Genomic DNA, 23,701 nt, shown 5'->3' on the forward strand with positions numbered 1-23,701 from the left:
AATCCGACAGCGCCGCCGCATTGCCGCGCCAGTATTATCTGAAAATTGCGCCAACGTCGGACAATTTTTCACGCCCTGCTCAAAAAGAGCAGGCCATCCCCCTGCGCAAAAGATATCCGAATGCAAAGCGCCCCGCAGTTTCCTGCGGGGCGCTCGATGCCGGGGCCGGAGTTCCGAGAACTCGGGTCAGCCTTTTTCTTCGATGATCTCGACCATATGGGGGATGGAATTGATCATACCGCGCACGGAAGGCGTATCTTCCAGTTCACGAGTGCGGTTCATCTTGTTCAGGCCCAGCCCGATCAGCGTGGCACGCTGTTTTGCGGGGCGGCGGATCGGCGAGCCGATCTGCTTTACGACAATGGTTTTCGCCATGATTTAGGCCTCCTCGGCTACGTGCGAAGACGCTTCATTCGTGTCTTCACGCTTGGGCAGGATGTCCGCGACCTTTTTGCCGCGACGCTGCGCGACGGCACGGGGGGACTGCTCTTTCTTCAGGCCGTCCATGGTGGCGCGGATCATGTTGTAGGGGTTCTGCGAGCCGACGGACTTGGACACAACGTCCTTCACGCCCAGCATTTCGAACACGGCACGCATCGGACCACCGGCGATGATCCCGGTCCCTTCGGGAGCGGTCCGCATCACGACCTTGCCAGCACCCCAGCGACCGTTCATGTCGTGGTGCAGGGTGCGGCCTTCGCGCAGCTGCACGCGGATCATCTGGCGCTTGGCCTGCTCGGTCGCCTTGCGGATCGCCTCGGGGACCTCCTTGGCCTTGCCCTTGCCGAAGCCGACGCGGCCCTTCTGATCGCCGACGACGACCAGCGCGGCAAAGCCGAAACGCTTGCCGCCCTTGACGGTCTTGGACACACGGTTGATCGCCACGAGGCGGTCTGCGAATTCAGGGGTCTCATCGCGCTGATTGCGGCGGTTGCCCCCACGGTTGTCGTCTCTGGCCATCTGCGGCCTCCTTGATCTGCGGACGCAAGCGCCCTTATTTGGGTCAATCTTGGTGAGCGGAAGGCTCCCGGATCATCGAAGGTGCGCATCGCATGCGCACCCTACAGCTTTCTCAATCGTAGGGTGCGCATTCACTGCGCACCGCCACTTAGATCTTCAGACCGCCTTCGCGGGCTGCATCGGCCAATGCCTTGACTTTCCCGTGGTACAGGAAACCGCCACGGTCGAAATAGGCTTCTTCCACTCCGGCTTTCTTGGCGCGTTCGGCGATCGTCGCGCCGACCTTGGTCGCCGCTTCGATGTTGTTCTTGCCGACCATGCCCAGGTCCTTTTCGAGTGTCGAAGCGGCGGCAATCGTCTTGCCGGCCAGATCGTCGATCAGCTGAACGCTGATGTTCTTCGACGACCGGTGCACCGAAAGACGCATGCGGCCCGCATTGACGCGGCGAAGTTTGTTCCGAACGCGCAGGCGGCGTTTGATAAACAACTGTCTTTTCGTGTTTGCCATCTGTGCGTTCCTTACTTCTTCTTGCCTTCTTTGCGGAAGATGAACTCGCCCTTGTAGCGGATGCCTTTGCCCTTGTAGGGCTCGGGCTTGCGCCACGCGCGGATGTTCGAAGCGACTTGACCAACCAGCTGTTCGTCAATGCCTTCCACAACGATTTCGGTCTGCTTGGGCGCGGATACGGTCACGCCGTCGGGCGCGACATAGTCCACGTCATGGGACAGGCCGAGGTTCAGTTTCAGCGTGTTGCCGGTCATTGCGGCACGATAACCCACACCCTGGATCTCCAGCTCTTTCTTGAAGCCTTCGGTCACGCCGGTGACGAGGTTCGCCACCATGGTGCGGGACATGCCCCACTGCTGGCGGGCGCGCTTGGACTTGCCGCGCGGGGTCACGGTGACAACGTTGTCCTCGACCGACAGGGTGACGTCGTCGGTCGCCTTGAAGCTGCGGCTGCCCTTGGGGCCCTTCACTTCAATGGTCTGGCCCGAGACGGACGCGGAGACGCCGCTGGGCAGTTCGACCGGTTTTTTACCAATACGAGACATCGAATTCTCCTTAGAATACGGTGCAGAGCACTTCGCCGCCAACATTGGCAGTCCGTGCAGCGGCATCCGACATCACACCCTTGGGGGTGGAGACAATCGACACACCCAGGCCCTGACGGACCGACGGGAGGTCTTGTGCGCCCATGTAGACGCGGCGACCGGGCTTGGACACCCGCTTGAGCTCGCGGATCACGGGCTCGCCCTCGTAGTATTTCAGGCTGATTTCGATGGCGGGGTGGCCGTCGGCGCCCGTCACTTTCTCGTAACCGCGAATGTAGCCTTCGTCGGCCAGCACATCCAGCACCCAGGCACGCAGCTTGGAGGCCGGTGTCATGACGGTGGATTTGCCGCGCATCTGGCTGTTGCGGATGCGGGTCAGCATATCTGCGATAGGATCGTTCATTGCATGCGCTCCTTACCAGCTCGACTTGACCATGCCGGGGATCTGACCGGCAGAGCCGAGATCACGCAGCGCGATACGCGAGATTTTGAGTTTACGGTAATAGGCGTGCGGACGGCCCGTCAGCTGGCAGCGGTTGTGCAGGCGCACCGCGCTGGAGTTGCGGGGCAGTTTCGCCAGCTTCAGGGAGGCGCGGAAACGCTCTTCCATCGGCTTGCTTTCGTCGCTGATGATGTCCTTCAGCGCGGCACGCTTCGCTGCGTATTTCTTGACCATTGCTTCGCGCTTCTTCTCGCGCTCGATCATGGATTTCTTAGCCATATCTAATCCTTCCCCGCGCTCAGGAATTGAAAGGCATGTTGAACGCTTTCAACAATGCTTTCGCTTCTGCGTCGGTTTTCGCCGTCGTGGCGATGACGATGTCCATACCCCAGCTTTCATCGACCTTGTCGAAGTCGATTTCAGGGAACACGATGTGCTCTTTCAGGCCCATGGCATAGTTGCCACGACCGTCGAAAGACTTGCCCGAAATGCCGCGGAAGTCGCGGATACGGGGCATTGCGATCGTGATCAGACGATCCAGGAATTCATACATGCGCTCACCGCGCAGGGTCACTTTCGCACCCAGCGGCATGTCTTCGCGCACACGGAAACCGGCGATGGATTTCTTGGCGACCGTGGTCAGCGCCTTCTGGCCTGCGATACGCGTCAGATCTTCCTGCGCGCTCTTGGCTTTCTTGCTGTCGCGCACGGCTTCGGCACCACACCCGATGTTCAGCACGATCTTGTCGAGGCGCGGAATCATCATGTCGTTCTTGTAGCCGAATTCTTCCTTCAGCTTCGCCCGGATCTCGTCGCGGTAAACGCTCAGGAGGCGGGGTGTGTAGGTTGCGGTATCAAGCATCGATCACGTCCCCCGTGGTTTTGGCAAAGCGCACTTTCTTGTCGCCTTCAATCTTGAAGCCCACGCGCGTCGCCTTGCCGTTGGCATCGACGATGGCGAGGTTGCTCAGGTCGATCGGCATCGCCTTGGGGATGCGGCCGCCCTGGCTTTCCTGGGACTGGCGGGTTGCGCGGATGGCCATGTTGATGCCTTCCACGACGGCCTTGCCGGACTTGGGATCCACGGACTGGATATTGCCCGTCTTGCCCTTGTCCTTGCCGGCCAGAACGATGACCTTGTCACCTTTGCGAAGTTTGGCAGCCATTACAGCACCTCCGGCGCGAGCGAGATGATCTTCATGAAGTTTTTGCCGCGCAGCTCGCGAACCACCGGCCCGAAGATCCGGGTGCCGATCGGCTCGTTGTTGTTGTTCAGGATGACGGCGGCGTTGCGATCGAAACGGATGGCGGTGCCATCGTCGCGACGTACTTCCTTGGCGGTGCGCACGACAACGGCCTTGCGGACGTCGCCTTTCTTCACACGACCGCGGGGGATGGCTTCCTTGACCGACACGACGATGATGTCGCCGACGGACGCGTACTTACGCTTGGAACCACCCAGTACCTTGATGCACTGAACACGGCGTGCGCCGCTGTTGTCAGCAACATCCAGGTTGGTCTGCATCTGGATCATTTGGTTTCTCCCGACCTTTGGGGGGCGATGCGTGCCTGATCCCCAGGGTTTCGATTAACGGTTGGTGCGTCAGGCCTCAGCGGCTTGCAGCACTTCCCAACGTTTGGTCTTAGACTTCGGCGCACATTCGATGATGCGAACGCTGTCGCCTACCTTGTAGGTGTTGTTCTCATCGTGGGCCCGGTATTTCTTGGACTTACGAATGGTCTTTTTCAGAACCGGATGCGTAAAGCGGCGCTCTACGGAAACGGTGACGGTCTGTGCGTTTGCGTCGGAGGTCACGACACCGGACAAGATACGCTTGGGCATTGGTGCTCTCCTTATTCCGCAGCGGCCGCTTGGGCCTTTTGATTCAACACTGTCTTGACGCGGGCGACGTCACGCTTGACGGTACGCAGGCGCGCGGGGTTTTCCAGCTGGCCGGTGGCTTGCTGGAAGCGCAGGTTGAAGGCTTCTTTCTTCAGTGTGACAAGCTCGTCCCGGAGCTGGTCCGGTGTCTTGTCTTGCAGTTCCTTGGCGTTCATTGACGCTTTCCTTTCAACATCACCAGTAGGCCCCCGAGGGGTGACCATGATTCTGGTGGAGTTCATGATGAGGGGTGCCAATACGCCGGGAGCCTTCGCAACGCAACCCCTCATATCGAATCCCCTGAATAATCGCGGGTTTCGCCGTCAGCCGGTCCGCTTCCCTCTCGCCTTGCGGCGGGTGCTGGGATATCCAGCCGTCATGACTGATATCAGATCCCTCTTCGTGACCCGCCTTTACCATGCCGCCCTGTCGGCGCATGGGCCTGCCATCGACCCGGACGAGATGGAGGCGTCGTGCTACTCCATCGCGGAAGATGACGAGGCAGGGCAGCAATGGTCCGAGGATAACGGTTATCCCGGCTACACCTCCTATGCATCGCTGACCGACCTGCCCTACCGCTTTCCGATCTTCAAGGATCTGGTCGAGGCGCTGGACAGACATGTCGCCGCCTTTGCCGAGGATCTGCAATTCGACCTGGACGGCAAGACGCTCAAGCTGGAGGACCTATGGATCAACATCCTGCCCGAAGGCGGCATCCACACCGGACACCTTCACCCGCATTCGGTGATTTCAGGCACCACTTATGTCGCCATGCCTGACGGGGCCAGCGCCATCAGGTTCGAGGACCCGCGCCTGCCGATGATGATGGCCGCACCGGGACGGGTAAAGGATGCGCGGCCCGAGATGCGCACATTCGCTTATGTCGCCCCCAAGGTCGGCGATGTGCTGCTGTGGGAAAGCTGGCTGAGGCATGAGGTGCCGATGAACATGTCCGAGGACGACCGCATTTCCGTCAGCTTCAACTACAGCTGGGGCTGACACGGAAACGCAAGACACCGCCGGTTTCGAACCGGCGGGGTCTTTTCAGTGTCATCCGGCGATATCAGTTATCCGTCTGCCGTGGTGTTTCCCCGGACTGATCCGTGTCCGTGTCCGTCGTGCCGCTTTCCTCTTCCGAAGCGTCAGGGGAACCCGTGTCAGCCTCTTCGCTGTCCGCGCTTTCGTCCTGCGCACTGCTGTCGGTAGCGGCTTGCGCATCGTCTGAGCCTTCGGAAGTCTCAGATGCCGTCTGGCCAGCCTCAGACCCCTCTTCGGTGCTGGCAGAAGTTTCGCCGTCGGTCTCCGGTGCGGTGTCCTGACCCGTCGACGCATCGTCCTGCTGTGCGCTCGACGCGTCGGATCCACCTTCGCTCGTGGCGTCAGTCTGGCCTGCACCTTCGGACGCAGCCTGGTCATCACCTGAGGCAGGTTCATCATTCCCGTTCGTTGTCGCGGCCTGATCGTCCTGCGCGCTGTCATCGCTGCCTTCGGTCGCGCCTTGCTGCTGGCTGTCGCCTTCGGCAGCCGTGGTATTGTCGTCTCCGGACTGGGATGACGCCTGGCCGCCCTGCTCTTCCGCGCCTTCACCTTCGGATTGCGCCGCCGCATCGCTTCCGCTCTCGGACTGTGCCGCTGGATCGCTCTGCTCGGAATCCGCATCGGCAGCCTGACCGGTCTCAGCGCCGGACTGGCGGCTGGTCGCGCTGTCGCCCTCAGCCGCCTCTTGTTCGGACCCGGCGGCAGCGCCGCTGTCAGACATGTCCTCACCCTGCATTTCGCTGATGCGCTTTTCGATTTCCAGCAGCTTGTTCGACCGGTCCTCCACGTTGGAGGTCAGCTCCGTTACCAGCTGCTGCACTTCCTGACGCTGCGCCTCGGCCTCCTCCACGTCTGCCGCCAGCGCCGTGCGCTCCTGCGTCATTCTGTCGATGTCCGAGGTCAACGTCTCCTGGCGTTGCTCCATCTCGGTGATGCTGGTTTCCATCGAGTTGACCTGTTCGCGCAGATCGCTTTCCTGCTGGCTCAGTTCCTGCATCTTGGCCTCGGACGCCGCCACCTCGTCGGACAAACGCGCGCTGTCGTCCGTCAGGGAGGCCAGCGTCTCGCGCACGTCAGCTTCTTCCTGCCGCGCCTCTTCAAGGCGGGCATTCACGTCGCTCAGCTCTTGCGTCTGGGTTTCGATCTCGGAGTTCAGTTCGCTGCGACGCGCCTCGAAATTGGTGATCTCCTCGCGCATGGGGGCCAGCTGCGCCTCCAGCTCGTCGGCGCGTTGCTGCTGGGTCGCGACTTCGCTTTCAGCGGCGGCCTGCTGGGCCTGCATTTCCTCCAGCTGCGGCTGCAGGGTGTCGATCTCGCCCTGCACCGCGTCACGTTCCCCTTCGAGCGTTTCGATCTCGGGCTGCATGCCGTCGATCTGTGCCCGCAGCTCTTCTATCGTGCCCTCGGCGTTCTCACGCTGGGTGATGTCGCTCTCAAGACGCTGGATCGCGCGGTCGGACTGGCCATTTTCTGTCACGAAATAGAGCGCCGTGCCCCAGCCCAGAACCGCCACCGCGCCAACGGCCACCAGTTCCTTGTTCCACGATGTCTTGCTGTCAGCCATTCTGTGCATCCCCCTGCCGGCCCCGTCGAGCCGTGAAATAATGTCAATATAAACCTAGGAACGCCAAGACCCGGCCAACGGTTCCACCAATTCAAGCCTCAGCGGTAAAGTCATGTGACAGCCACGGCACCCAGCCAGCTGGCCCGGGCTCTGGACCCATTAGCCCGAAACGCTCAGTTTCCAGAGCCCGCCTCCAGCCGCTTGCGCGAGCCGCTCATCGCGCCGGTCGCCGGTACCAGAGACGCGGCCTTGCCCAAGCCGAAGTCGGGCATCCCACTATATACCGTCTCGTACTCGCCTGCCCGCACCAGGTAGGTCTCGTGCCAGATCCCCACATCGGCACGTGAATTGCGCGCCCGCTTGTTGAACGCCTTCCACGCCGGAAAATGCGCCGCGTCCGGCGCATTGGCATAGGTCTCAAGATGATCGTAGCTGCGCCAGTACTGGACCAGCGTGCCAAACCCCAACGTGGTGTACCCAAGAAACCCGGTCTCTGCCGCCGGGCGGGCTTGCAGTTCGCGCAGCATTCGGGGCATCGCCAATACTGCCGGCAGCCATTTCTGCGGCTTCCAAGGGCGGTTGATCCGTATGCCGATCAGAAAGACCACGAAATCGCCCTCGATCCTCGCGCTCAGTCGCTTGTCATTTATCTGCGCCACCTGCCGCCCCTTTTGCCGACTGTTGCCACCAGAGGGTACACCCTGAGAGCCATCTCGCCTATGGCCTTCGGCAAGGGCCAGAATGACACCTGACACCGCAACGATAATCGCGGTATGGTGGGGACATGATGCACCTACGCTCCACGCCCCGAATTGCCCCGGCCTTTCTGCTGGTCAGCCTTATCGCCCTCTTTTCGCTGCTGGCACCGGCTGCGGGCCGCGCCGCCGGTATCGGCGCTTTCATCGGCGACTACGAAGGCGAAGCAACAGTGCTCATAGACGGCGAGACCCTGCACCGTGACCTGAGCGTCACCATTAAGGCAGAGGACGACGACGGCTTTACCCTGAGCTGGACAACGGCCACCCTGCGCGAAGACGGTCGCCGCAAGGAAAAGAGATACACCATCACCTTTCTCCCCAGTGCCCGCCAGGGCATCTACCAGTCCGCAATGAAAACGAACCTCTTTGGCAAGGCCACGCCGCTGGATCCGTTGCAGGGCGAACCCTTTGTCTGGGCACGGATCGAGGAAGATACGCTGTCGGTGTTTTCACTGTTCATCGACCCCACGGGCGACTACGAGGTTCAGGAATATCACCGCACGCTGGCGCCGGGCGGGCTGGAGCTGATGTTTCGCCGTATCCGCGACGGCGAAGCCGAACGCGAGATCAGCACCCTGCTGCGCCGACGGGACTGAAACCGGCGAAAACCACGCGGAAGGCGGGGCGGCCCGAACTGACCCCTTGCCACGTTCCGGTGCATCCCCTATAGCACGGCCATTGAGTCGGGGTGCGTCCACACGCGCCCCGTTTCACTTACACACCAAGACGCGACGAGGGCGTGCGATGAGCGCCGTCCTCCAATCCGTTGACATCCCAAAGACAAGGGATTTGCACATGGCTCAAAGCCAGAACATCCGCATTCGCCTGAAGGCGTTTGACTACCGGGTGCTTGACAGCTCCACCCAAGAAATTGTTAACACCGCCAAACGCACCGGCGCCTCTGTTCGCGGCCCGATTCCGCTGCCGAACAAGATCGAGAAATTCACCGTTCTGCGTGGCCCCCACGTCGACAAGAAATCCCGTGACCAATTCGAAATCCGCACGCACAAGCGTCTGCTGGATATCGTCGATCCGACCCCCCAGACCGTGGACGCGCTGATGAAGCTCGACCTCGCCGCTGGCGTGGACGTCGAGATCAAGCTGCAATCGTAAGGAGGGCAAGAACATGTTGCGCTCAGGCGTTATTGCTAAGAAAGTCGGCATGACCCGGCTGTTCATGGAAGACGGGCGTCAGATCCCCGTTACCGTTCTTCAACTCGACAAGCTTCAGGTCGTTGCACAGCGCACCGCAGAGAAAGACGGCTACACCGCCGTTCAGCTCGGCGCGGGCACTGCAAAGGTCAAGCGGACCTCCAAGGCGATGCGCGGCCACTTTGCCGCCGCTTCCGTGGAACCCAAGCGCAAGGTTGCCGAATTCCGCGTGGACGCGGACAACCTGATCGCGGTGGGCGAGGAAATCATCGCCGACCATTACTTTGCCGGTCAGTATGTTGACGTTGCGGGCACCTCCATCGGTAAAGGTTTTGCCGGTGCGATGAAGCGCCACAACTTCGGCGGTCTGCGCGCCTCGCACGGCGTGTCGATCTCGCACCGTTCGCACGGTTCCACCGGCCAGTGCCAGGACCCCGGCAAGGTGTTCAAGGGCAAGAAGATGGCCGGCCACATGGGTGCCGCCCGTGTCACCACGCAGAACCTCGAAGTCGTCAAGACCGACAGCGCGCGTGGTCTGATCATGGTCAAGGGCGCCGTTCCCGGCTCCAAGGGTGGCTGGGTCACTGTCAAGGACGCGGTCAAGAAACCGTTCCCCGATGACGCGATCCTGCCCGCCGCGCTGAAGTCCGCCGCCGACGAAGCCGCGAAAGCCGCCGAAGAGGCAGCCGCCGCAGCCGCAGCCGAGGCAGAGGCCGAAGCAAAGCGTCTGGCCGAAGAGCAGGCCGCGCAGGAAGCCGAGGCGCTGAAGGCAGCCGAAGAGGAAATCGCAGCCGAAGGTTCCGATGAACCGGCCGCTGACGAAGACAAGAAAGAAGGTGACGCATGAAACTCGATGTCATCAAACTCGACGGCGGCAAGGCCGGTTCGGTAGATCTGGACGAGGCCCTGTTCGGCCTTGAGCCACGCGCCGACATCCTGCACCGCGTCGTGCGCTGGCAGCGTAACAACGCCCAGCAAGGCACGCACAAGGTCAAGACACGGTCCGAAGTCAGCTACTCGACCAAGAAGATCTACCGTCAGAAAGGCACCGGCGGCGCACGCCACGGCGCGCGCTCTGCTCCGATCTTCCGCAAGGGTGGTATCTACAAGGGTCCGACCCCGCGCAGCCACGGCCACGAGCTGACCAAGAAGTTCCGCAAGCTGGGCCTGCGCCACGCGCTGTCGGCCAAGGCGAAAGCGGGCGCTCTTGTCATCATCGACGAGGCGACTTCGGAAGGGAAGACCGCCGCACTGGCCAAGCAGATCAGCTCTCTGGGCTGGAAGCGCGCGCTGGTGATCGACGGAGCCTCAGTCAATGAAAACTTCGCCCAGGCGGCCCGCAACATCGAAGGTCTCGATGTGCTGCCCTCCATGGGTGCAAATGTCTATGACATCCTCAAGCGTGATACCCTGGTGATCACGAAAGCGGGTGTCGAAGCACTGGAGGCCCGTTTGAAATGAGCGCCAAGCACGAACATTACGATGTGATCCGCAAGCCGATCATCACCGAAAAAGCGACCATGGCATCCGAAGCCAACGCGGTTGTTTTCGAAGTGGCGATGGACAGCAACAAGCCCCAGATCAAAGAGGCCGTCGAGGCGCTCTTCGGTGTCAAGGTGAAGGCCGTGAACACGACCATCACCAAGGGCAAGGTCAAGCGTTTCCGCGGCCAGATCGGCACGCGCAAAGACGTCAAGAAGGCCTATGTGACGCTGGAAGAAGGCAACACGATCGACGTGACCACCGGTCTCTGATCGGCTGGTGGGTCGCAACCCACCCTACCGCAAGAACGCAAGGCCCCTGACCGCAAGGTCGGGGGCTTTTTCTGTGCCGGGGTCGCGGGATGGACTGCTTGCTAGGCCCTTGGGAAAGGCACAGAGGGGACAACCTGAAGGCTTCTGCAGGCATGTCTGCTCCCTACGGCCCGGTCATGCGATGTTTCATTGTCCAGGTGAAAGGGATATTGGTGAATGCAACGCCTTCGGCCCCTTGACCCCCCACTCAATCCCCCCTAAACGACCCCATCGGCCTAGCCCCGGATTCGTCCGGGGCTTTGCCTTTGTTCGCATGGACACAAAATCGGGGACCTTCGGGGCCCTATAACCATAGCCGCCCTTCGGGGTGGCGCACAGCTAAACGGAAGACAGACAACATGGCACTCAAGTCGTACAAACCGACGACGCCGGGCCAGCGTGGGCTGGTACTGATCGACCGTTCGGAGCTTTGGAAAGGACGCCCCGTCAAGGCCCTCACGCAGGGTCTGACGAAATCGGGCGGTCGGAACAACACCGGACGGATCACAATGCGTCGTACAGGTGGTGGTGCAAAGCGCCTCTACCGTATCGTTGATTTCAAGCGCAACAAGCTGGACATGTCCGCTGTTGTCGCGCGGATCGAATATGACCCGAACCGGACAGCCTTCATTGCCCTGATCCAGTACGAAGATGGCGAACAGGCCTATATCCTGGCGCCTCAGCGTCTGGCCGTCGGTGACAAGGTCATCGCGGGCGCGAAGGTCGACATCAAGCCGGGCAACGCGATGCCCTTCTCCGGCATGCCCATCGGCACGATCGTCCACAACATCGAAATGAAACCCGGCAAAGGCGGTCAGATCGCCCGTGCCGCAGGCACCTACGCACAATTCGTGGGCCGCGATGGCGGCTACGCCCAGATCCGTCTGAGCAGCGGCGAACTGCGCCTGGTGCGTCAGGAATGCATGGCCACCGTCGGTGCCGTCAGCAACCCCGACAACTCCAACCAGAACTACGGCAAAGCGGGCCGCATGCGTCACAAGGGCATCCGCCCGTCTGTGCGTGGTGTGGTGATGAACCCGATCGACCACCCGCACGGTGGTGGTGAAGGCCGGACCTCTGGTGGTCGTCACCCGGTGACGCCTTGGGGCAAGCCGACCAAGGGTGCCAAGACCCGCAACAAGAACAAAGCGTCCAGCAAGCTGATCATCCGCTCGCGGCACGCCAAGAAGAAGGGGCGTTAATAGATGTCTCGTTCAGTATGGAAAGGCCCTTTTGTCGACTCTTATGTCCTCAAGAAGGCCGAAGCGTCGCGTGAGAGCGGCCGGAACGAAGTGATCAAGATCTGGTCCCGCCGTTCCACGATCCTCCCGCAGTTTGTCGGCCTGACGTTCGGCGTCTACAACGGTCACAAGCACATTCCCGTCAACGTCAGCGAAGACATGATCGGTCAGAAGTTCGGTGAATATTCCCCGACACGGACCTACTACGGTCATGCCGCAGACAAAAAAGCAAAGCGGAAATAAGCCATGAGCAAGGATAAGAATCCCCGCCGCGTGGCAGACAACGAAGCGCGCGCAAAGCTGCGCATGCTCAAGACGTCGCCGCAGAAACTGAACCTCGTTGCTGGCCTCATCCGCGGCAAGAAGGTGGAGCGTGCCCTCACGGACCTCACCTTCTCCAAGAAGCGGATCGCGGTGGACGTGAAGAAATGCCTTCAGTCCGCCATCGCCAACGCCGAAAACAACCACAACCTGGACGTGGACGAGCTGATCGTGGCCGAAGCCTATGTCGGCAAGAACCTGACCATGAAGCGCGGTCGCCCGCGTGCGCGTGGCCGGTTCGGCAAGATCATGAAGCCGTTTGCCGAAGTCACCATCGTCGTGCGTCAAGTTGAGGAGCAAGCATAATGGGTAACAAAGTAAACCCGATCGGCATGCGCCTGCAGGTCAACCGCACTTGGGACAGCCGCTGGTATGCCGATACGAAGGACTACGGCGATCTGCTGCTGGAAGACCTGGCCATCCGCGCCTTCATCAAGGAAGAGTGCAAGCAGGCCGGCGTAGCCCGTGTGATCATCGAACGCCCGCACAAGAAGTGCCGTGTGACGATCCACACCGCGCGTCCCGGCGTCATCATCGGCAAGAAAGGTGCGGACATCGAAGGCCTGCGCCAGAAGATCGCCAAGATGACCAGCTCGGAACTGCACCTCAACATCGTCGAGGTCCGCAAACCCGAACTGGACGCCGCCCTGGTCGGTGAGAGCATCGCACAGCAGCTGGAGCGCCGGGTGTCTTTCCGCCGCGCCATGAAGCGTGCGGTTCAGAACGCCATGCGCATGGGTGCCCTGGGTATCCGTGTGAACCTCGCAGGCCGCCTCGGCGGTGCCGAGATTGCCCGGACCGAATGGTACCGCGAGGGCCGCGTGCCCCTGCACACCCTGCGCGCGGACATCGATTATGCGCATGTCGAGGCATCCACCGCCTATGGCATCATCGGGATCAAGACCTGGATCTTCAAAGGCGAGATCATGGAACATGACCCGGGCGCCCGTGACCGCAAGCACCAGGAACTTCAAGACGGCCCAGCACCTCGCGGTGCCGGCGGTCGCCGGTAAGGAGTAGATAGATGCTACAGCCAAAACGGACGAAATTCCGCAAGCAGTTCAAAGGCTCGATCAAGGGTCTGGCAAAGGGCGGGTCTGACCTGAACTTTGGCACCTACGGCCTGAAGGCGCTGCAGCCGGAGCGTGTGACAGCACGTCAGATCGAAGCCGCACGCCGTGCCATGACGCGCCACATGAAGCGTCAGGGCCGCGTCTGGATCCGCATCTTCCCGGATGTACCCGTGACCTCCAAGCCCGTCGAAGTGCGTATGGGTAAGGGTAAAGGTTCTGTCGACTTCTGGGCAGCCAAGGTCAAGCCCGGCCGGATCATGTTCGAAATCGACGGTGTCGGTGACGACGTGGCCCGCGAGGCGCTGCGCCTGGCCGCGATGAAGCTGCCGATCAAGACACGGGTTGTCGTACGCGAAGATTGGTAAGCCGGACTGCCCCGCCTTCGGGGCCTGTCCAGCCGGAGGCAGGGTATTTCCCAGAAATGCCCGTTCCGGCCCCGGCAGAAATGACAAGCCCCCGCTGAGACATCAGCGGGGGCTTTCTTTTTGCATGCCGCTTCTTACAGATTCTTGCGCAACGATACCTCGCATATGATATATAGCGTTGAAGCGTTTTAGTGTCTGAGTGGAGAGCATGGCGAACAATACGAAAAAAACCGTAGTAAACGGGGGATGGATCGCCCGTAACGCAAAAAGCGGTAAGTTCGTCGCCGTCGGGACGAGCGTGAGTACGTCGAAAAGCAACCCGAAGACGGTTAAGACGATCAAAGAAGTCTCCAGCAAGCGAGGCGTTGCGTTGCAGCGACTTGCGGATCGGTAAACGCCATTACCGGATAACTCTCGCCGACGCGATGGCCGCTCACGATGAGGCCCTGATCTATGGTGGTCGTGATGGTGTTTCCAGCCTTCACCTCATCCAGTCCGCAATTTCAAGGCCATACTCTGGATATCACCGTTCGATCGCGGCAAAGGCTTCTGCGCTTTTGGAAAGCGTGGTTGGCAACCACGGGTTTGTTGACGGTAACAAGCGCACAGCCTGGATTCTGGTGGAGCTGTTGATCGAACGAAGTGGCTATACGCTTAATATTTCAGATGATGAACCGATTGATGATTTCGTCGTCGCCGTTGCGAATAGCACTCTTGGCTTTCCTGGAATCAGGCTCTGGTTTGAAAGTCGAATTGTCCAGACAGGCTATCGATGAGGCAACAGACCGACCAAGGGAGAAAAAGTGGCGAAAAAAGCCAAGTAGCTCTCTTTCCTAGACCAATCCCTCCTCCGCCAGCTCTACCAAAGAAGACATGTCATATTTGACATGTCTTCTTTTGCGTTCGGGGCAGCCGCATCGGCCAAGGGCTGCCGCCGGAGCTGCGGGGGGCTTCCGGACCTTGCACCGCAACCGGTGGCCCGGTGTCCCTCCTTGTCACACCTCCCCGAACGACAAAGGCCGCCCCGAGGGGCGGCCTTTGCTTTACTGTGATCAGGCGCGCCCGTGCGGGCGCATGCCGATCAGTCGGTGATCTTCGACACCACGCCGGCGCCGACGGTACGGCCACCTTCACGGATGGCAAAGCGCAGGCCCTGCTCCATCGCGATCGGCGCGATCAGTTCAACGCCAAAGGACACGTTGTCGCCCGGCATCACCATCTCGGTGCCTTCGTTCAGCTGAACCGTACCGGTCACGTCCGTCGTCCGGAAGTAGAACTGCGGACGGTAGTTCGCGAAGAACGGCGTGTGACGGCCACCCTCTTCCTTGGTCAGGATATAGGCTTCGGCTTCGAACTTGGTGTGCGGGGTCACGGAACCGGGCTTGCACAGCACCTGGCCGCGCTCAACGCCGTCACGCTCAACGCCGCGCAGCAGCGCGCCGATGTTGTCGCCCGCTTCACCACGGTCCAGCAGCTTGCGGAACATTTCCACACCCGTGCAGGTCGTCTTCTTGGTGTCGCGGATGCCCACGATCTCGATCTCGTCGCCCACGTTGATCACGCCGCGCTCAACACGACCGGTCACAACCGTACCACGACCGGAGATCGAGAACACGTCCTCCACCGGCATCAGGAACGGCTGGTCCACCGCACGCTCGGGCGTGGGGATGTAGTCGTCAACCGCCGCCATCAGCTTCTTGATCGACTCTTCGCCGATCTCGGGGTTGTCGCCGTTCATCGCCGCCAGCGCCGAGCCGGGGATGACGGGGATGTCGTCGCCGGGATAGTCGTAGGACGACAGCAGCTCGCGGATCTCCATCTCGACAAGCTCCAGCAGCTCCTCGTCGTCCACCTGGTCAACCTTGTTCATGTAGACGACCATCGCGGGGATGCCCACCTGGCGGCCCAGCAGGATGTGCTCACGCGTCTGCGGCATCGGGCCGTCGGCCGCGTTCACCACCAGGATCGCGCCGTCCATCTGCGCCGCACCGGTGATCATGTTCTTGACGTAGTCCGCGTGACCGGGGCAGTCGACGTGCGCGTAGTGACGGTTCTCGGTCTCGTACTCCACGTGCGCGGTCGAAATCGTGATCCCGCGCGCCTTCTCTTCCGGTGCACCGTCGATCTGGTCATACGCACGGAAGTCACCGAAGTACTTCGTGATCGCCGCCGTCAGCGTCGTCTTGCCGTGGTCAACGTGACCAATCGTACCGATGTTGACGTGCGGCTTGTTACGTTCAAACTTTGCCTTTGCCATGGTATTAGCACCCTTTTTGAATTGAGGGGCCGCATGGGCCCGGTCCTATCTGGCGCGCGATGTATTGGGTCTGAGCGGTAAAATCAAGCGCGACTTCGCACCGCGACGTTCAGCACCTTCAGGCGTCGGTATCCGCCACAACGGCCGCCGGGGCGCCGTTGCCCCGGAACCAGCCCTTTTCCTTGTTCATCTTCACCAGATAGCTCTCGATCGCCTTGGCGGCGTTCTGGCTGAGGTTCTTGAGCTGCTCCTCGGCTGATTTGGTATAGCCCGACCCGACAACCGGCCCCTGGTCGAGGGATTCGAAAACCGTGATCTGATGCGGTTTTTCGGTCAGCTTGACGTTCTTCGCATCGTCCCAGACGGTCAGGTTGATGATCAGGATCGACTTGGGCGCGAACACCACGGGAATGCCCGGCTGCGCCAGCACGTAACCTTCGATGCTCATGCCGAAATGATAGTCGCGGCTGCCATTGTAGCGGCCAAACCGCTCTTCGGTGGCGTCGGTCAGCGCCTTGGTCAGCTGCGCCTTGGAGACCTCCCGGCTCAGTGGACCCTTCACCGCCTTGGGCGCCACCGCGATGTTATGCACAAGGTTGAAGTCGCCCAGAGGCACCGGCGCCTTGTTCAGATCCGCCGCGCCATTGCAGGCGGCCAGGAACACCACGGAAATCAATACGGCAAGTACGCGGATCATCTCTATCCCCTTCAGCACCAAGCTTTCAATGGCGATACCCGATGGCTGCCGCCGGTGCAATCAATTGCCGCGTTGGCCAAGCGGTGCCGGCCCCCTATCTTTCACGGCAGATGCCCAAAGGAGCGACCCATGACAACCACCCTGCCCGTCCGCGTGCCCCTTGTCACCGAACCCTGGGGCATATTCAAAAGCCTCACCGAAGCGCGGCGTAACGTGCTGAGCATCATACCGGACATCGCGACCCGGCAGCCCATGGTGTCGGGCAAGACCGGCAAACGCTGGCACATGGTCATGGACCCCGGCGCAATCCGCGAGGTGTTGTTGGACCGGCTGGACGACTATCCCAAATCGCTGGTGACGAAGAACCTGCTGAAACCGGCCATCGGAGAGAGCCTGTTCATTGCCGAAGGCGCGCACTGGCGCTGGCAGCGCAGGGCGGCGGCGCCGGTGTTCTCGCACCGCAACGTGATGAACCTGTCGCCGATCATGACGGCAGCCGCCGAACGTGCCGCCGCCCGGATCGGCGCGGCGGGGCCGCGCGCGGTGAACATGCTGGACGAGATGGTCACCACGACCTTCGACGTGATCGGCGATGTGACGTTTTCGGGCGGCGACACCTTCGATCGCGACAAGGTACACGGCGCCATCGACGATTACATCGCCGAAGCCGGAAAGATCAGCCTGTTCGACGTACTGGGTTTCCCCGACTGGGTGCCGCGCCCCGGTCGGCTGATGTCGGGGGCCGCGCTGAAGGAGATGAAGTCGATGGCCGACAGTGCCATCGAGGCGCGCGCCCAACGCGGGCACGAGGGCGTGCCCGACCTGCTGGACCTGCTGCTGGAGGGCGTCGACCCCAAGACCAAGCGCCAGATGTCCACGGCGGAACTGCGTGACAATCTGCTGACCTTTATCGTGGCGGGTCATGAAACCACCGCGCTGACCCTGTCCTGGGCAATGTATCTGCTGGGCTTTGACCCGCAGGTGCAGGCCCGCGCCCGCAAGGAAGTCCAGGAGGTGCTGCAAGGTCGTGCCTGCACCGGCGACGACGTCGAGAAGCTGCCCTATGTCCGCATGATCATCGACGAGACCCTGCGCCTTTATCCCGCTGCCGGGATCATCTCCCGCACCGCGCAGAAGCACGACACCCTTTGCGACCGCGAAATCAGGCCCGGCGACACGGTGATGATCCCGATCTACGCCTTGGGTCGGAACGCGCTGCTGTGGGACGACCCCGACCGTTTCGACCCAGAGCGATTTGCCGACCGCAAGTCGATCGACCGCTATGCCTATCTGCCTTTTGGCGATGGCCCCCGCATCTGCATCGGCGCATCCTTTGCCCTGCAGGAAGCGGTGATCATCCTCGCCACCCTTCTGTCCCGGTTCGAGTTCACCCCTGTCCCCGGAAAGCAACCCAAGCCGGTGATGATTCTGACCCTGCGCCCCGAAGGCGGTGTCTGGATGACAGCCAAACCGCTTGAAGGCTAGTCACAGATGGCGCGCAGCGCGGTCCAGTCCGCGGCGCTCATCGACGGCCGGTAGTCGGCTTCGGCGTCGACGGCCTCGCGTGCCGCCGCAATCCGTTCTGCCAGCCTCGGGTGGCTCAGGAAATGCGCGGTCACGCCGTCATGATCCCCGAACCGGCGGCGGAACCCTTCGAACATATCGCCCAGCGCGGCGGGGCTGATGCCCGCCCGGTGCAGCTGGTCATGGGCGAAACGATCGGCGCCCGCCTCGGCCTCCTGCGCATATTGCGCGGAAATCAGTCTTTCAGTCAGAAACAGCACCGCCGCGCCGCCGGCGAAATCGCCAAAGAGCAGCCCCAGCACCCCGATGGATCCCGCGGATCGCAGCGCATGACGGGTCGGATCACGGCTGACCACATGGCCGATCTCGTGCGCCAGCACCGCTGCGACCTGGTCAGGACCCTCCGCCGCGTCGATGAGCCCGCGAAAGAGCACGACAAACCCACCCGGCAAGGCAAAGGCGTTGACCATTTCATGATCCAGCACCGCGACAGTGACCTTCTGTCCTTCCGCGGCCGGCGGGTCGAGCCGACCCAGCAACCGATCCAGCGCCGCCGTACCTTCCGGCGCTTCGCATAGCGGGACGGGGTTGAGGCCCGACTCATTCAGGGCTTCGCGAATATGGCCAAAGGTCGCCTCCCCCAACGCGCGTTCGCCTGCCGGGGGAATATAGGCCGCCATGTTGTCCGCCAGCAGCGGGATCAGCACACCGATTTGCAGACCAACCGCTGCCACCGCCGCCACGGCCCAGGCCGCCAGCCGACCGCGGCCATTCGGCGGGCTGCGGCGCAGCCGGTTGGTCAGACGCGGCAACAGGCTGGTGTCAGTAACATACAGCCGCGCCAACGGGTCGCCGACCAATCGCAGAATGACGCCGTTTCTGCCTGCCATATCGGGCAGTTGCCGCACATCCCCCACCGGCCAGCGCAGGATGCGCCCGTCGTCCAGCCCGATCTGCAGGATCCCGGATGCGATGTGCAGGCTGACTTCCTCGGCCACCGGCCTGTCGCCTTCGAAGTAGGCCGCGCCCATACCGTCGAAGCCAACGCTCATATCGCCACCCCCAGGTCCAGCGCCTCGGCAAAGCCTTCGGCTTCGGCAAAGGCGTCCCGGTCGCGCTGGCTGATCATGTGCAGGCCCGCCGTGGTCGGCAGGGTCGTGGTCCGCGCCAGGTGCCGCATGATCGGGAATGTGACGAAGGTATTGTGCAGCACCCCCCACATCAGAAACACCGACAGGTAGAGCACGCCAAGGATACCGAAGGACAGCCAGCGCGGCAGGTCGCCGAAGCCGCCCAGGCCCATGCTGTCGGCGGGGTCAAGCCAGCCCAGCTGCCCGTACATCGCAAGGCCCAGCATCACCAGGAGGCTGATGCCAAACAGCAATACGATGTAGGAGATGAAAATGCCGAGCGTGTAGATCATCGCTATTCGCGGCCCCCGCAGACGGGACGCAAAGCTGATGCCGTAGGCGGCCTTTTGATTCGCCATGATCCGCTTGGCCACCCAGCGGTAGTGGATCGCGCCATAGACGAGGGCGGACAGCAGCACCGGCACAGCCCAAAGCCGTTGCGGATCCTGCCAGGACGGCGGCCAATGGCCCTGACGAACGGCAAGGACGAACTCGCCCGGCATGTCGTCGATCCGCGCAAGGACAGGTGGCACAACCGGCTCTATCAGCGCAACCCAGAGGCCGAATGCCAAACAGGCGAGCAGCGCCAGCATCAAGGGAACCGCCGCCCGGTAGAGCGTCTGCCAGCGCCCCTGCTGCACCAACCGGGCAGAACCGAAGAATGTGCGGTCGGTGCGGTATTTCTCAAGTGCGAAGGTCATCCGGGGCCAGAGAATGCCAAGGGACAGGATCGTGACCGCCCAGTGTACCAGCGCCCGCGCGGCATAGCCCCAGGCGCCTTTCTCAAGACCGAAGCGCACGCCGCGCCAACGGGTCCGGGCCAGCACGTAGCGCCGCGCGCGATAGCGGGCGTAGAACCAGATGGGGATCACACCGGCGAAGCTGGCGACATATCCCAGCCAGGACGAACTGAAGACCGAGAAACTGACGAACATCAGCAGCAGATTCACGATGCCGATGTAGAAGGTCAGCACCACCACCGCGATGAAGAAGCCCAGCAGCTTTTCCAGCGGATCGCCCACATATTCCAGCGGATGCCCGCCGGGACGGATCGCGGACCAGTACCAGCGCCGCAACCGCGTCTTCATCCAGAACCGGTAGAAACCCAGCGTCAGGATGGTGAATAATCCGGTCTTGAGCGCCAGCCAGAACAGCGCCCAGCGCCTGCCGGTGAATTCGACCTGCATTCCTGCGGGTTTGTGGTCAGGCGTGGCCGTCGCGGGCGACACCGGCCAGGGGCTGTCCGGCACTGCGCTCTCGCTCATGCCTGAACGGTCCGGTCAGGTGAACTTGTTGTCACGTGGAAAGCCGCGCGGCGCCATGCGTCCGGCAGAGGCGCGTTTGCCGGTCCATTCCGTCAGCTCGATCTCCGTCCGGGTGCGGCCCGCCGGATCCAGCCAGGTCAGCCCGGTTGCGCCATCGAAAGTGGTGGCGTCGGATAGCCCGCCATCCTTGTACTTTTGCAGGCGCACCCCCTTGCCCCGACCCATTTCGGGCAGTTCGTCAAGCCCGAAGACCAGCACCTTGCGGTTCTCGCCCACCACGGCGACGCGGTCGCCCCGGACCGGCTTGCAGACCAGCGCCCGTGCGTCACCGCGTACGTTCAGCACCTGCTTGCCGCTGCGGGTCTGGGCCACGACGTCGGTCTCAGGCACGACAAAGCCGTCCCCCGCGGTTGAGGCCACCAGCAGCTTGCGATCCGGCTGGTGGATGAACAAGTCCACGATCCGCACCTCGTTCGGCAGGTCCACCATCAGACGCAGGGGTTCGCCCATGCCACGTCCGCCAGGAAGGTTCGCCGCCGAAATCGTATAAAAACGTCCGTTCGACCCGAACACCAGCAGCCGGTCGGTCGTTTCGGCATGGAATATGAACCGGGGGCCGTCACCGTCCTTGAACTTCAACTCGCGGTTCAGGTCGATATGGCCGGTCATGGCCCGTATCCATCCCATCTCGGAACAGACGACGGTGATCGGCTCGCGGTCGATCATCGCCTCGATCGGCACATCCTCGACCACACCTGCCTCGGCGAAATCGGTCCGCCGCTTGCCGCAGTCCACACCGTCGATGATCCAGTCCTTGCCGAATTGCTTCTTGGTGGCACGCAGCTGTTCGGTGATGCTGTCCCATTGCAGGTCTTCGCTTTCCAGCAAATCCTCCAGCCCCGCGCGTTCCTCCATCAATTCGGACTGCTCGCGCAGCAGCTCCAGCTCTTCGAGCCGCCGCAAGGATCGCAGGCGCATGTTCAGGATCGCATCGACCTGCACTTCGGACAATTCGCCGTCGCCCGGTACGGGGCTGACGTAGTCCTTTTCGTCCATCGCCCGGACGTGGTCCTTGCCCCAATCCTCGCGCATGAGCGCGGCCTTGGGGTCGTCGTCGTAGCGGATGATATCGATCACGCGGTCAAGGTTGAGGAAGGCAACGATGAAGCCTTCCAGCACTTGCAGCCGGTTGTCGATCTTGTCCATCCGGTGGCGGGATCGGCGTTGCAGCACCTCGCGGCGATGATCGAGAAAGGCGCGCAGCACTTCCTTCATGCTGCAGACCTTGGGCGTCACCCCGTCGATCAGCACGTTCATGTTCAGCGAAAACCGCACCTCAAGATCGGAGTTGCGGAACAGCATCCCCATCAGCACCTCAGGGTCCACCGAACGCGACCGCGGTTCGATGATCATACGGACGTCGTCGGCGGATTCGTCACGCACATCGCCCAGGATCGGGATCTTCTTGGTCTGGATCAGTTCCGCGATCTTTTCGATCAGCTTGGACTTCTGCACCTGGTAGGGAATCTCAGTGACGACGATCTGCCACTGGCCCCGGCCCAGGTCCTCGATCTGCCAGCGGCAGCGCAGACGGAAGCCGCCCTTGCCGGTGCGGTAGGCCTGCGCGATGCTCTCGGCCGGTTCCACGATGACGCCGCCGGTGGGGAAATCCGGGCCGGGCACATATTTCAGCAACGTGTCGTCCCGCGCATCCGGTGTCTTGATCAGATGGATGCAGGCATCGCAAAGCTCCGCGATGTTGTGCGGTGGAATGTTCGTGGCCATGCCCACGGCGATGCCGCTCGACCCATTGGCCAGAAGGTTCGGGAACTGCGCGGGCAACACCGCCGGTTCGGTCAGCGTGCCGTCGTAATTCTCGCGGAAATCGACGGCATTCTCGTTCAGACCCTCCAGCATGGCCTCGGCCACGGCGGTCATCCGCGCCTCGGTGTAGCGGCTGGCGGCGGGATTGTCGCCGTCGATATTGCCAAAGTTGCCCTGCCCGTCCACCAGCGGGTAACGCACGTTGAAATCCTGGGCGAGACGCGCCATCGCGTCATAGATCGCGGCATCCCCGTGCGGGTGGTAGTTGCCCATCACGTCGCCCGAGATCTTGGCCGACTTGCGGAAACCGCCGGTCGAGGACAACCGCAATTCGCGCATCGCAAAAAGGATGCGGCGGTGCACCGGTTTCAGGCCATCACGGGCATCGGGCAGCGCCCGGTGCATGATCGTGCTGAGCGCGTAGGTGAGATACCTGTCGCCCAGCGCGCGGCGCAGCGGTTCGGACATGTTGTGCGGGTCCGCTGGGGGAGGATCGGTAACATCAGACATGGAGGACTTTCTATCCAAGCGCCGCTTGTCCGGCAAGCGTACGAATGCCGCTGGCTTCTTATTTTCAGCGGTTCAGTAACCCGACGGATATTATGGGTAGCGTGGGTTTATTTTTCGGGTATGGAACCAAACGGTGCGGGAACTGTGTTAGTATCCTGACACGCGTACATTGGGGGATGTCATGAAACGCTTTATCCTGCTGAGCTTCGGTTTTCTGGGCTGGGCCTTTTATGAAATGAGCGGCGGCCCGGATTTCGAACCGCGCAGCGCGCAGATCGCCAGTATGGCCTCCGCAGCGCAGCCGCAGGAGCGGTCACAGCCGACCGTGATCACAAACATCGAAAGCGACGCGTCGGCACCCACGCGCAGTGCCTTCGTCGATACCGACCCGCCTTTCGACGATTCCGCCGACAGCGACGTCGTGACACGCGTCTCTTTGAACCTGACGACGCTGACCGATGTGCCGAACAAAACAGAGGCCGCAGAGCGGAAGATTACGCCGGCGGTCGCAAAAGTATCCGTGAATAACACCGGTGTGCCGCAGAATGCGGGCGTGCTGACCGCCAGCGCCGACACCCCGGCCATCATCCCAAGCCTGATCGACCCGAACGATGGTGTGAACATGGCGACCTCCGCCGCGACGGGTGGAGATGTGCGGATTGTATCGGGCAGTCGCGTAAATGTGCGCGGCGGGCCGGGTACGGATCACGGCGTGGTGGCAAAACTCACCGAAGGCGACGAGGTGCGCGTCCTGCTCGACAACGGCAACGGCTGGGTCAAGATGCAGCCGCTCGATGGCAGCCCGGAGGGCTGGATGGCCGATTGGTTGCTGACCGGCGGCTGAGCCCGCCT

Annotated in this window: 32 protein-coding genes; 14 read left to right on the plus strand and 18 right to left on the minus strand. The window is 61.9% G+C overall.

Annotation, left to right across the window (positions count from 1 at the left end):
• Positions 1–186: 186 nt before the first annotated feature.
• From rpmD to rpmC, 11 genes are all read right to left on the minus strand, one after another.
• Entirely contained in the window at positions 187–375 is a 189-nt protein-coding gene (gene rpmD, locus FIU94_RS02875; protein ID WP_114273606.1) for a 50S ribosomal protein L30, read from the minus strand.
• 3 nt (positions 376–378) lie between these two features.
• Positions 379–960, minus strand: coding sequence for a 30S ribosomal protein S5 (gene rpsE, locus FIU94_RS02880; protein WP_152464345.1), 582 nt, complete (start codon positions 958–960; stop codon positions 379–381).
• Positions 961–1,108: 148 nt separating this feature from the next.
• Complete coding sequence (gene rplR, locus FIU94_RS02885; RefSeq protein WP_152464346.1) at positions 1,109–1,468, minus strand: 50S ribosomal protein L18; 360 nt, start codon at positions 1,466–1,468, stop codon at positions 1,109–1,111.
• Positions 1,469–1,479: 11 nt separating this feature from the next.
• The gene (gene rplF, locus FIU94_RS02890; RefSeq protein WP_152464347.1) at positions 1,480–2,013 is read right to left on the minus strand and encodes a 50S ribosomal protein L6; all 534 of its coding nucleotides are present in this window, start codon (positions 2,011–2,013) and stop codon (positions 1,480–1,482) included.
• Between the two features lie 10 nt (positions 2,014–2,023).
• The gene (gene rpsH / locus FIU94_RS02895; RefSeq protein WP_152464348.1) at positions 2,024–2,416 is read right to left on the minus strand and encodes a 30S ribosomal protein S8; all 393 of its coding nucleotides are present in this window, start codon (positions 2,414–2,416) and stop codon (positions 2,024–2,026) included.
• Positions 2,417–2,428: 12 nt separating this feature from the next.
• Positions 2,429–2,734, minus strand: a complete 306-nt coding sequence (rpsN, locus tag FIU94_RS02900) for a 30S ribosomal protein S14 (RefSeq protein ID WP_152464349.1) — start codon at positions 2,732–2,734, stop codon at positions 2,429–2,431.
• Positions 2,735–2,753: 19 nt separating this feature from the next.
• On the minus strand, positions 2,754–3,317 hold the full coding sequence (rplE, locus tag FIU94_RS02905) for a 50S ribosomal protein L5 (RefSeq protein ID WP_152464350.1): 564 nt from the start codon (positions 3,315–3,317) through the stop codon (positions 2,754–2,756).
• A complete protein-coding gene (gene rplX / locus FIU94_RS02910; RefSeq protein WP_152464351.1) occupies positions 3,310–3,621 on the minus strand; it encodes a 50S ribosomal protein L24 in 312 nt (103 codons plus the stop codon). The genes rplE and rplX overlap by 8 nt, the downstream gene beginning before the upstream one ends.
• Complete coding sequence (gene rplN / locus FIU94_RS02915; RefSeq protein ID WP_067296687.1) at positions 3,621–3,989, minus strand: 50S ribosomal protein L14; 369 nt, start codon at positions 3,987–3,989, stop codon at positions 3,621–3,623. The genes rplX and rplN overlap by 1 nt, the downstream gene beginning before the upstream one ends.
• 69 nt (positions 3,990–4,058) lie before the next feature.
• Positions 4,059–4,298, minus strand: coding sequence for a 30S ribosomal protein S17 (rpsQ, locus tag FIU94_RS02920; protein ID WP_152464352.1), 240 nt, complete (start codon positions 4,296–4,298; stop codon positions 4,059–4,061).
• An 11-nt stretch (positions 4,299–4,309) separates the two neighbouring features.
• Positions 4,310–4,513 carry a 50S ribosomal protein L29 gene (gene rpmC / locus FIU94_RS02925; protein ID WP_152464353.1) on the minus strand — a complete coding sequence of 68 codons (204 nt, stop codon included), beginning with the start codon at positions 4,511–4,513 and terminating at the stop codon, positions 4,310–4,312.
• 202 nt (positions 4,514–4,715) lie between these two features.
• On the opposite strand from rpmC, the gene FIU94_RS02930 reads away from it, so the two are divergent.
• Positions 4,716–5,336 (plus strand): 2OG-Fe(II) oxygenase family protein, encoded by a 621-nt coding sequence (locus tag FIU94_RS02930; RefSeq protein WP_152464354.1) that lies wholly within the window; start codon positions 4,716–4,718, stop codon positions 5,334–5,336.
• A 64-nt stretch (positions 5,337–5,400) separates the two neighbouring features.
• Here the strand turns inward: FIU94_RS02930 and FIU94_RS02935 are convergent, their stop codons facing one another.
• Positions 5,401–6,939, minus strand: a complete 1,539-nt coding sequence (locus FIU94_RS02935; RefSeq protein ID WP_152464355.1) for a hypothetical protein — start codon at positions 6,937–6,939, stop codon at positions 5,401–5,403.
• 173 nt (positions 6,940–7,112) lie between these two features.
• A complete protein-coding gene (locus tag FIU94_RS02940; RefSeq protein WP_152464356.1) occupies positions 7,113–7,598 on the minus strand; it encodes a DUF4188 domain-containing protein in 486 nt (161 codons plus the stop codon).
• A gap of 125 nt (positions 7,599–7,723) precedes the next feature.
• Between FIU94_RS02940 and FIU94_RS02945 the strand changes: the two genes are divergently transcribed.
• The 11 genes from FIU94_RS02945 to FIU94_RS02995 all read left to right on the plus strand — a co-directional run bounded on the left by FIU94_RS02945 (position 7,724) and on the right by FIU94_RS02995 (position 14,418).
• The gene (locus FIU94_RS02945) at positions 7,724–8,293 is read left to right on the plus strand and encodes a hypothetical protein (protein WP_254702599.1); all 570 of its coding nucleotides are present in this window, start codon (positions 7,724–7,726) and stop codon (positions 8,291–8,293) included.
• Between the two features lie 199 nt (positions 8,294–8,492).
• The gene (gene rpsJ / locus FIU94_RS02950) at positions 8,493–8,810 is read left to right on the plus strand and encodes a 30S ribosomal protein S10 (protein WP_025050499.1); all 318 of its coding nucleotides are present in this window, start codon (positions 8,493–8,495) and stop codon (positions 8,808–8,810) included.
• Positions 8,811–8,823: 13 nt separating this feature from the next.
• Positions 8,824–9,696, plus strand: coding sequence for a 50S ribosomal protein L3 (gene rplC / locus FIU94_RS02955; RefSeq protein WP_152464357.1), 873 nt, complete (start codon positions 8,824–8,826; stop codon positions 9,694–9,696).
• Positions 9,693–10,310 carry a 50S ribosomal protein L4 gene (rplD, locus tag FIU94_RS02960; protein WP_152464358.1) on the plus strand — a complete coding sequence of 206 codons (618 nt, stop codon included), beginning with the start codon at positions 9,693–9,695 and terminating at the stop codon, positions 10,308–10,310. The genes rplC and rplD overlap by 4 nt, the downstream gene beginning before the upstream one ends.
• Positions 10,307–10,603, plus strand: a complete 297-nt coding sequence (locus FIU94_RS02965) for a 50S ribosomal protein L23 (RefSeq protein ID WP_152464359.1) — start codon at positions 10,307–10,309, stop codon at positions 10,601–10,603. Before rplD ends, FIU94_RS02965 begins: the two co-directional genes overlap by 4 nt.
• Positions 10,604–11,001: 398 nt before the next feature.
• Positions 11,002–11,844, plus strand: a complete 843-nt coding sequence (gene rplB / locus FIU94_RS02970) for a 50S ribosomal protein L2 (RefSeq protein WP_152464360.1) — start codon at positions 11,002–11,004, stop codon at positions 11,842–11,844.
• Positions 11,845–11,847: 3 nt separating this feature from the next.
• Positions 11,848–12,126 (plus strand): 30S ribosomal protein S19, encoded by a 279-nt coding sequence (rpsS, locus tag FIU94_RS02975; RefSeq protein ID WP_067296663.1) that lies wholly within the window; start codon positions 11,848–11,850, stop codon positions 12,124–12,126.
• A gap of 3 nt (positions 12,127–12,129) precedes the next feature.
• Positions 12,130–12,510 (plus strand): 50S ribosomal protein L22, encoded by a 381-nt coding sequence (gene rplV / locus FIU94_RS02980; protein ID WP_152464361.1) that lies wholly within the window; start codon positions 12,130–12,132, stop codon positions 12,508–12,510.
• Positions 12,510–13,217: a 30S ribosomal protein S3 gene (gene rpsC / locus FIU94_RS02985; RefSeq protein WP_071969825.1), complete on the plus strand. Its 708-nt coding sequence runs from the start codon at positions 12,510–12,512 to the stop codon at positions 13,215–13,217. Before rplV ends, rpsC begins: the two co-directional genes overlap by 1 nt.
• 11 nt (positions 13,218–13,228) lie before the next feature.
• On the plus strand, positions 13,229–13,642 hold the full coding sequence (gene rplP, locus FIU94_RS02990) for a 50S ribosomal protein L16 (protein WP_067296658.1): 414 nt from the start codon (positions 13,229–13,231) through the stop codon (positions 13,640–13,642).
• A 365-nt stretch (positions 13,643–14,007) separates the two neighbouring features.
• Positions 14,008–14,418: a type II toxin-antitoxin system death-on-curing family toxin gene (locus FIU94_RS02995; RefSeq protein WP_172975835.1), complete on the plus strand. Its 411-nt coding sequence runs from the start codon at positions 14,008–14,010 to the stop codon at positions 14,416–14,418.
• 305 nt (positions 14,419–14,723) lie between these two features.
• On the opposite strand, the gene tuf is transcribed toward FIU94_RS02995, so the two are convergent.
• The gene (gene tuf / locus FIU94_RS03000; protein WP_152464363.1) at positions 14,724–15,899 is read right to left on the minus strand and encodes an elongation factor Tu; all 1,176 of its coding nucleotides are present in this window, start codon (positions 15,897–15,899) and stop codon (positions 14,724–14,726) included.
• Positions 15,900–16,017: 118 nt separating this feature from the next.
• A complete protein-coding gene (locus tag FIU94_RS03005) occupies positions 16,018–16,596 on the minus strand; it encodes a hypothetical protein (RefSeq protein ID WP_254702600.1) in 579 nt (192 codons plus the stop codon).
• Positions 16,597–16,725: 129 nt separating this feature from the next.
• On the opposite strand from FIU94_RS03005, the gene FIU94_RS03010 reads away from it, so the two are divergent.
• Positions 16,726–18,081, plus strand: a complete 1,356-nt coding sequence (locus FIU94_RS03010) for a cytochrome P450 (protein ID WP_152464364.1) — start codon at positions 16,726–16,728, stop codon at positions 18,079–18,081.
• Here the strand turns inward: FIU94_RS03010 and FIU94_RS03015 are convergent.
• Genes FIU94_RS03015 through parC form a run of 3 tightly spaced genes read right to left on the minus strand, consistent with a single transcriptional unit; the run spans position 18,078 to position 22,849 of the window.
• The gene (locus tag FIU94_RS03015; RefSeq protein WP_152464365.1) at positions 18,078–19,172 is read right to left on the minus strand and encodes a M48 family metallopeptidase; all 1,095 of its coding nucleotides are present in this window, start codon (positions 19,170–19,172) and stop codon (positions 18,078–18,080) included. The two genes, FIU94_RS03010 and FIU94_RS03015, sit on opposite strands and share 4 nt — an antisense overlap.
• Complete coding sequence (locus FIU94_RS03020; RefSeq protein WP_254702601.1) at positions 19,169–20,515, minus strand: DUF898 family protein; 1,347 nt, start codon at positions 20,513–20,515, stop codon at positions 19,169–19,171. Before FIU94_RS03020 ends, FIU94_RS03015 begins: the two co-directional genes overlap by 4 nt.
• A 15-nt stretch (positions 20,516–20,530) precedes the next feature.
• Complete coding sequence (gene parC, locus FIU94_RS03025) at positions 20,531–22,849, minus strand: DNA topoisomerase IV subunit A (protein WP_152464366.1); 2,319 nt, start codon at positions 22,847–22,849, stop codon at positions 20,531–20,533.
• Between the two features lie 181 nt (positions 22,850–23,030).
• Between parC and FIU94_RS03030 the strand changes: the two genes are divergently transcribed.
• Positions 23,031–23,693 carry an SH3 domain-containing protein gene (locus FIU94_RS03030; protein WP_152464367.1) on the plus strand — a complete coding sequence of 221 codons (663 nt, stop codon included), beginning with the start codon at positions 23,031–23,033 and terminating at the stop codon, positions 23,691–23,693.
• Positions 23,694–23,701 lie beyond the last annotated feature (8 nt).

Source organism: Sulfitobacter sp. THAF37, from assembly GCF_009363555.1.
Classification (GTDB): Bacteria; Pseudomonadota; Alphaproteobacteria; order Rhodobacterales; family Rhodobacteraceae; genus Sulfitobacter.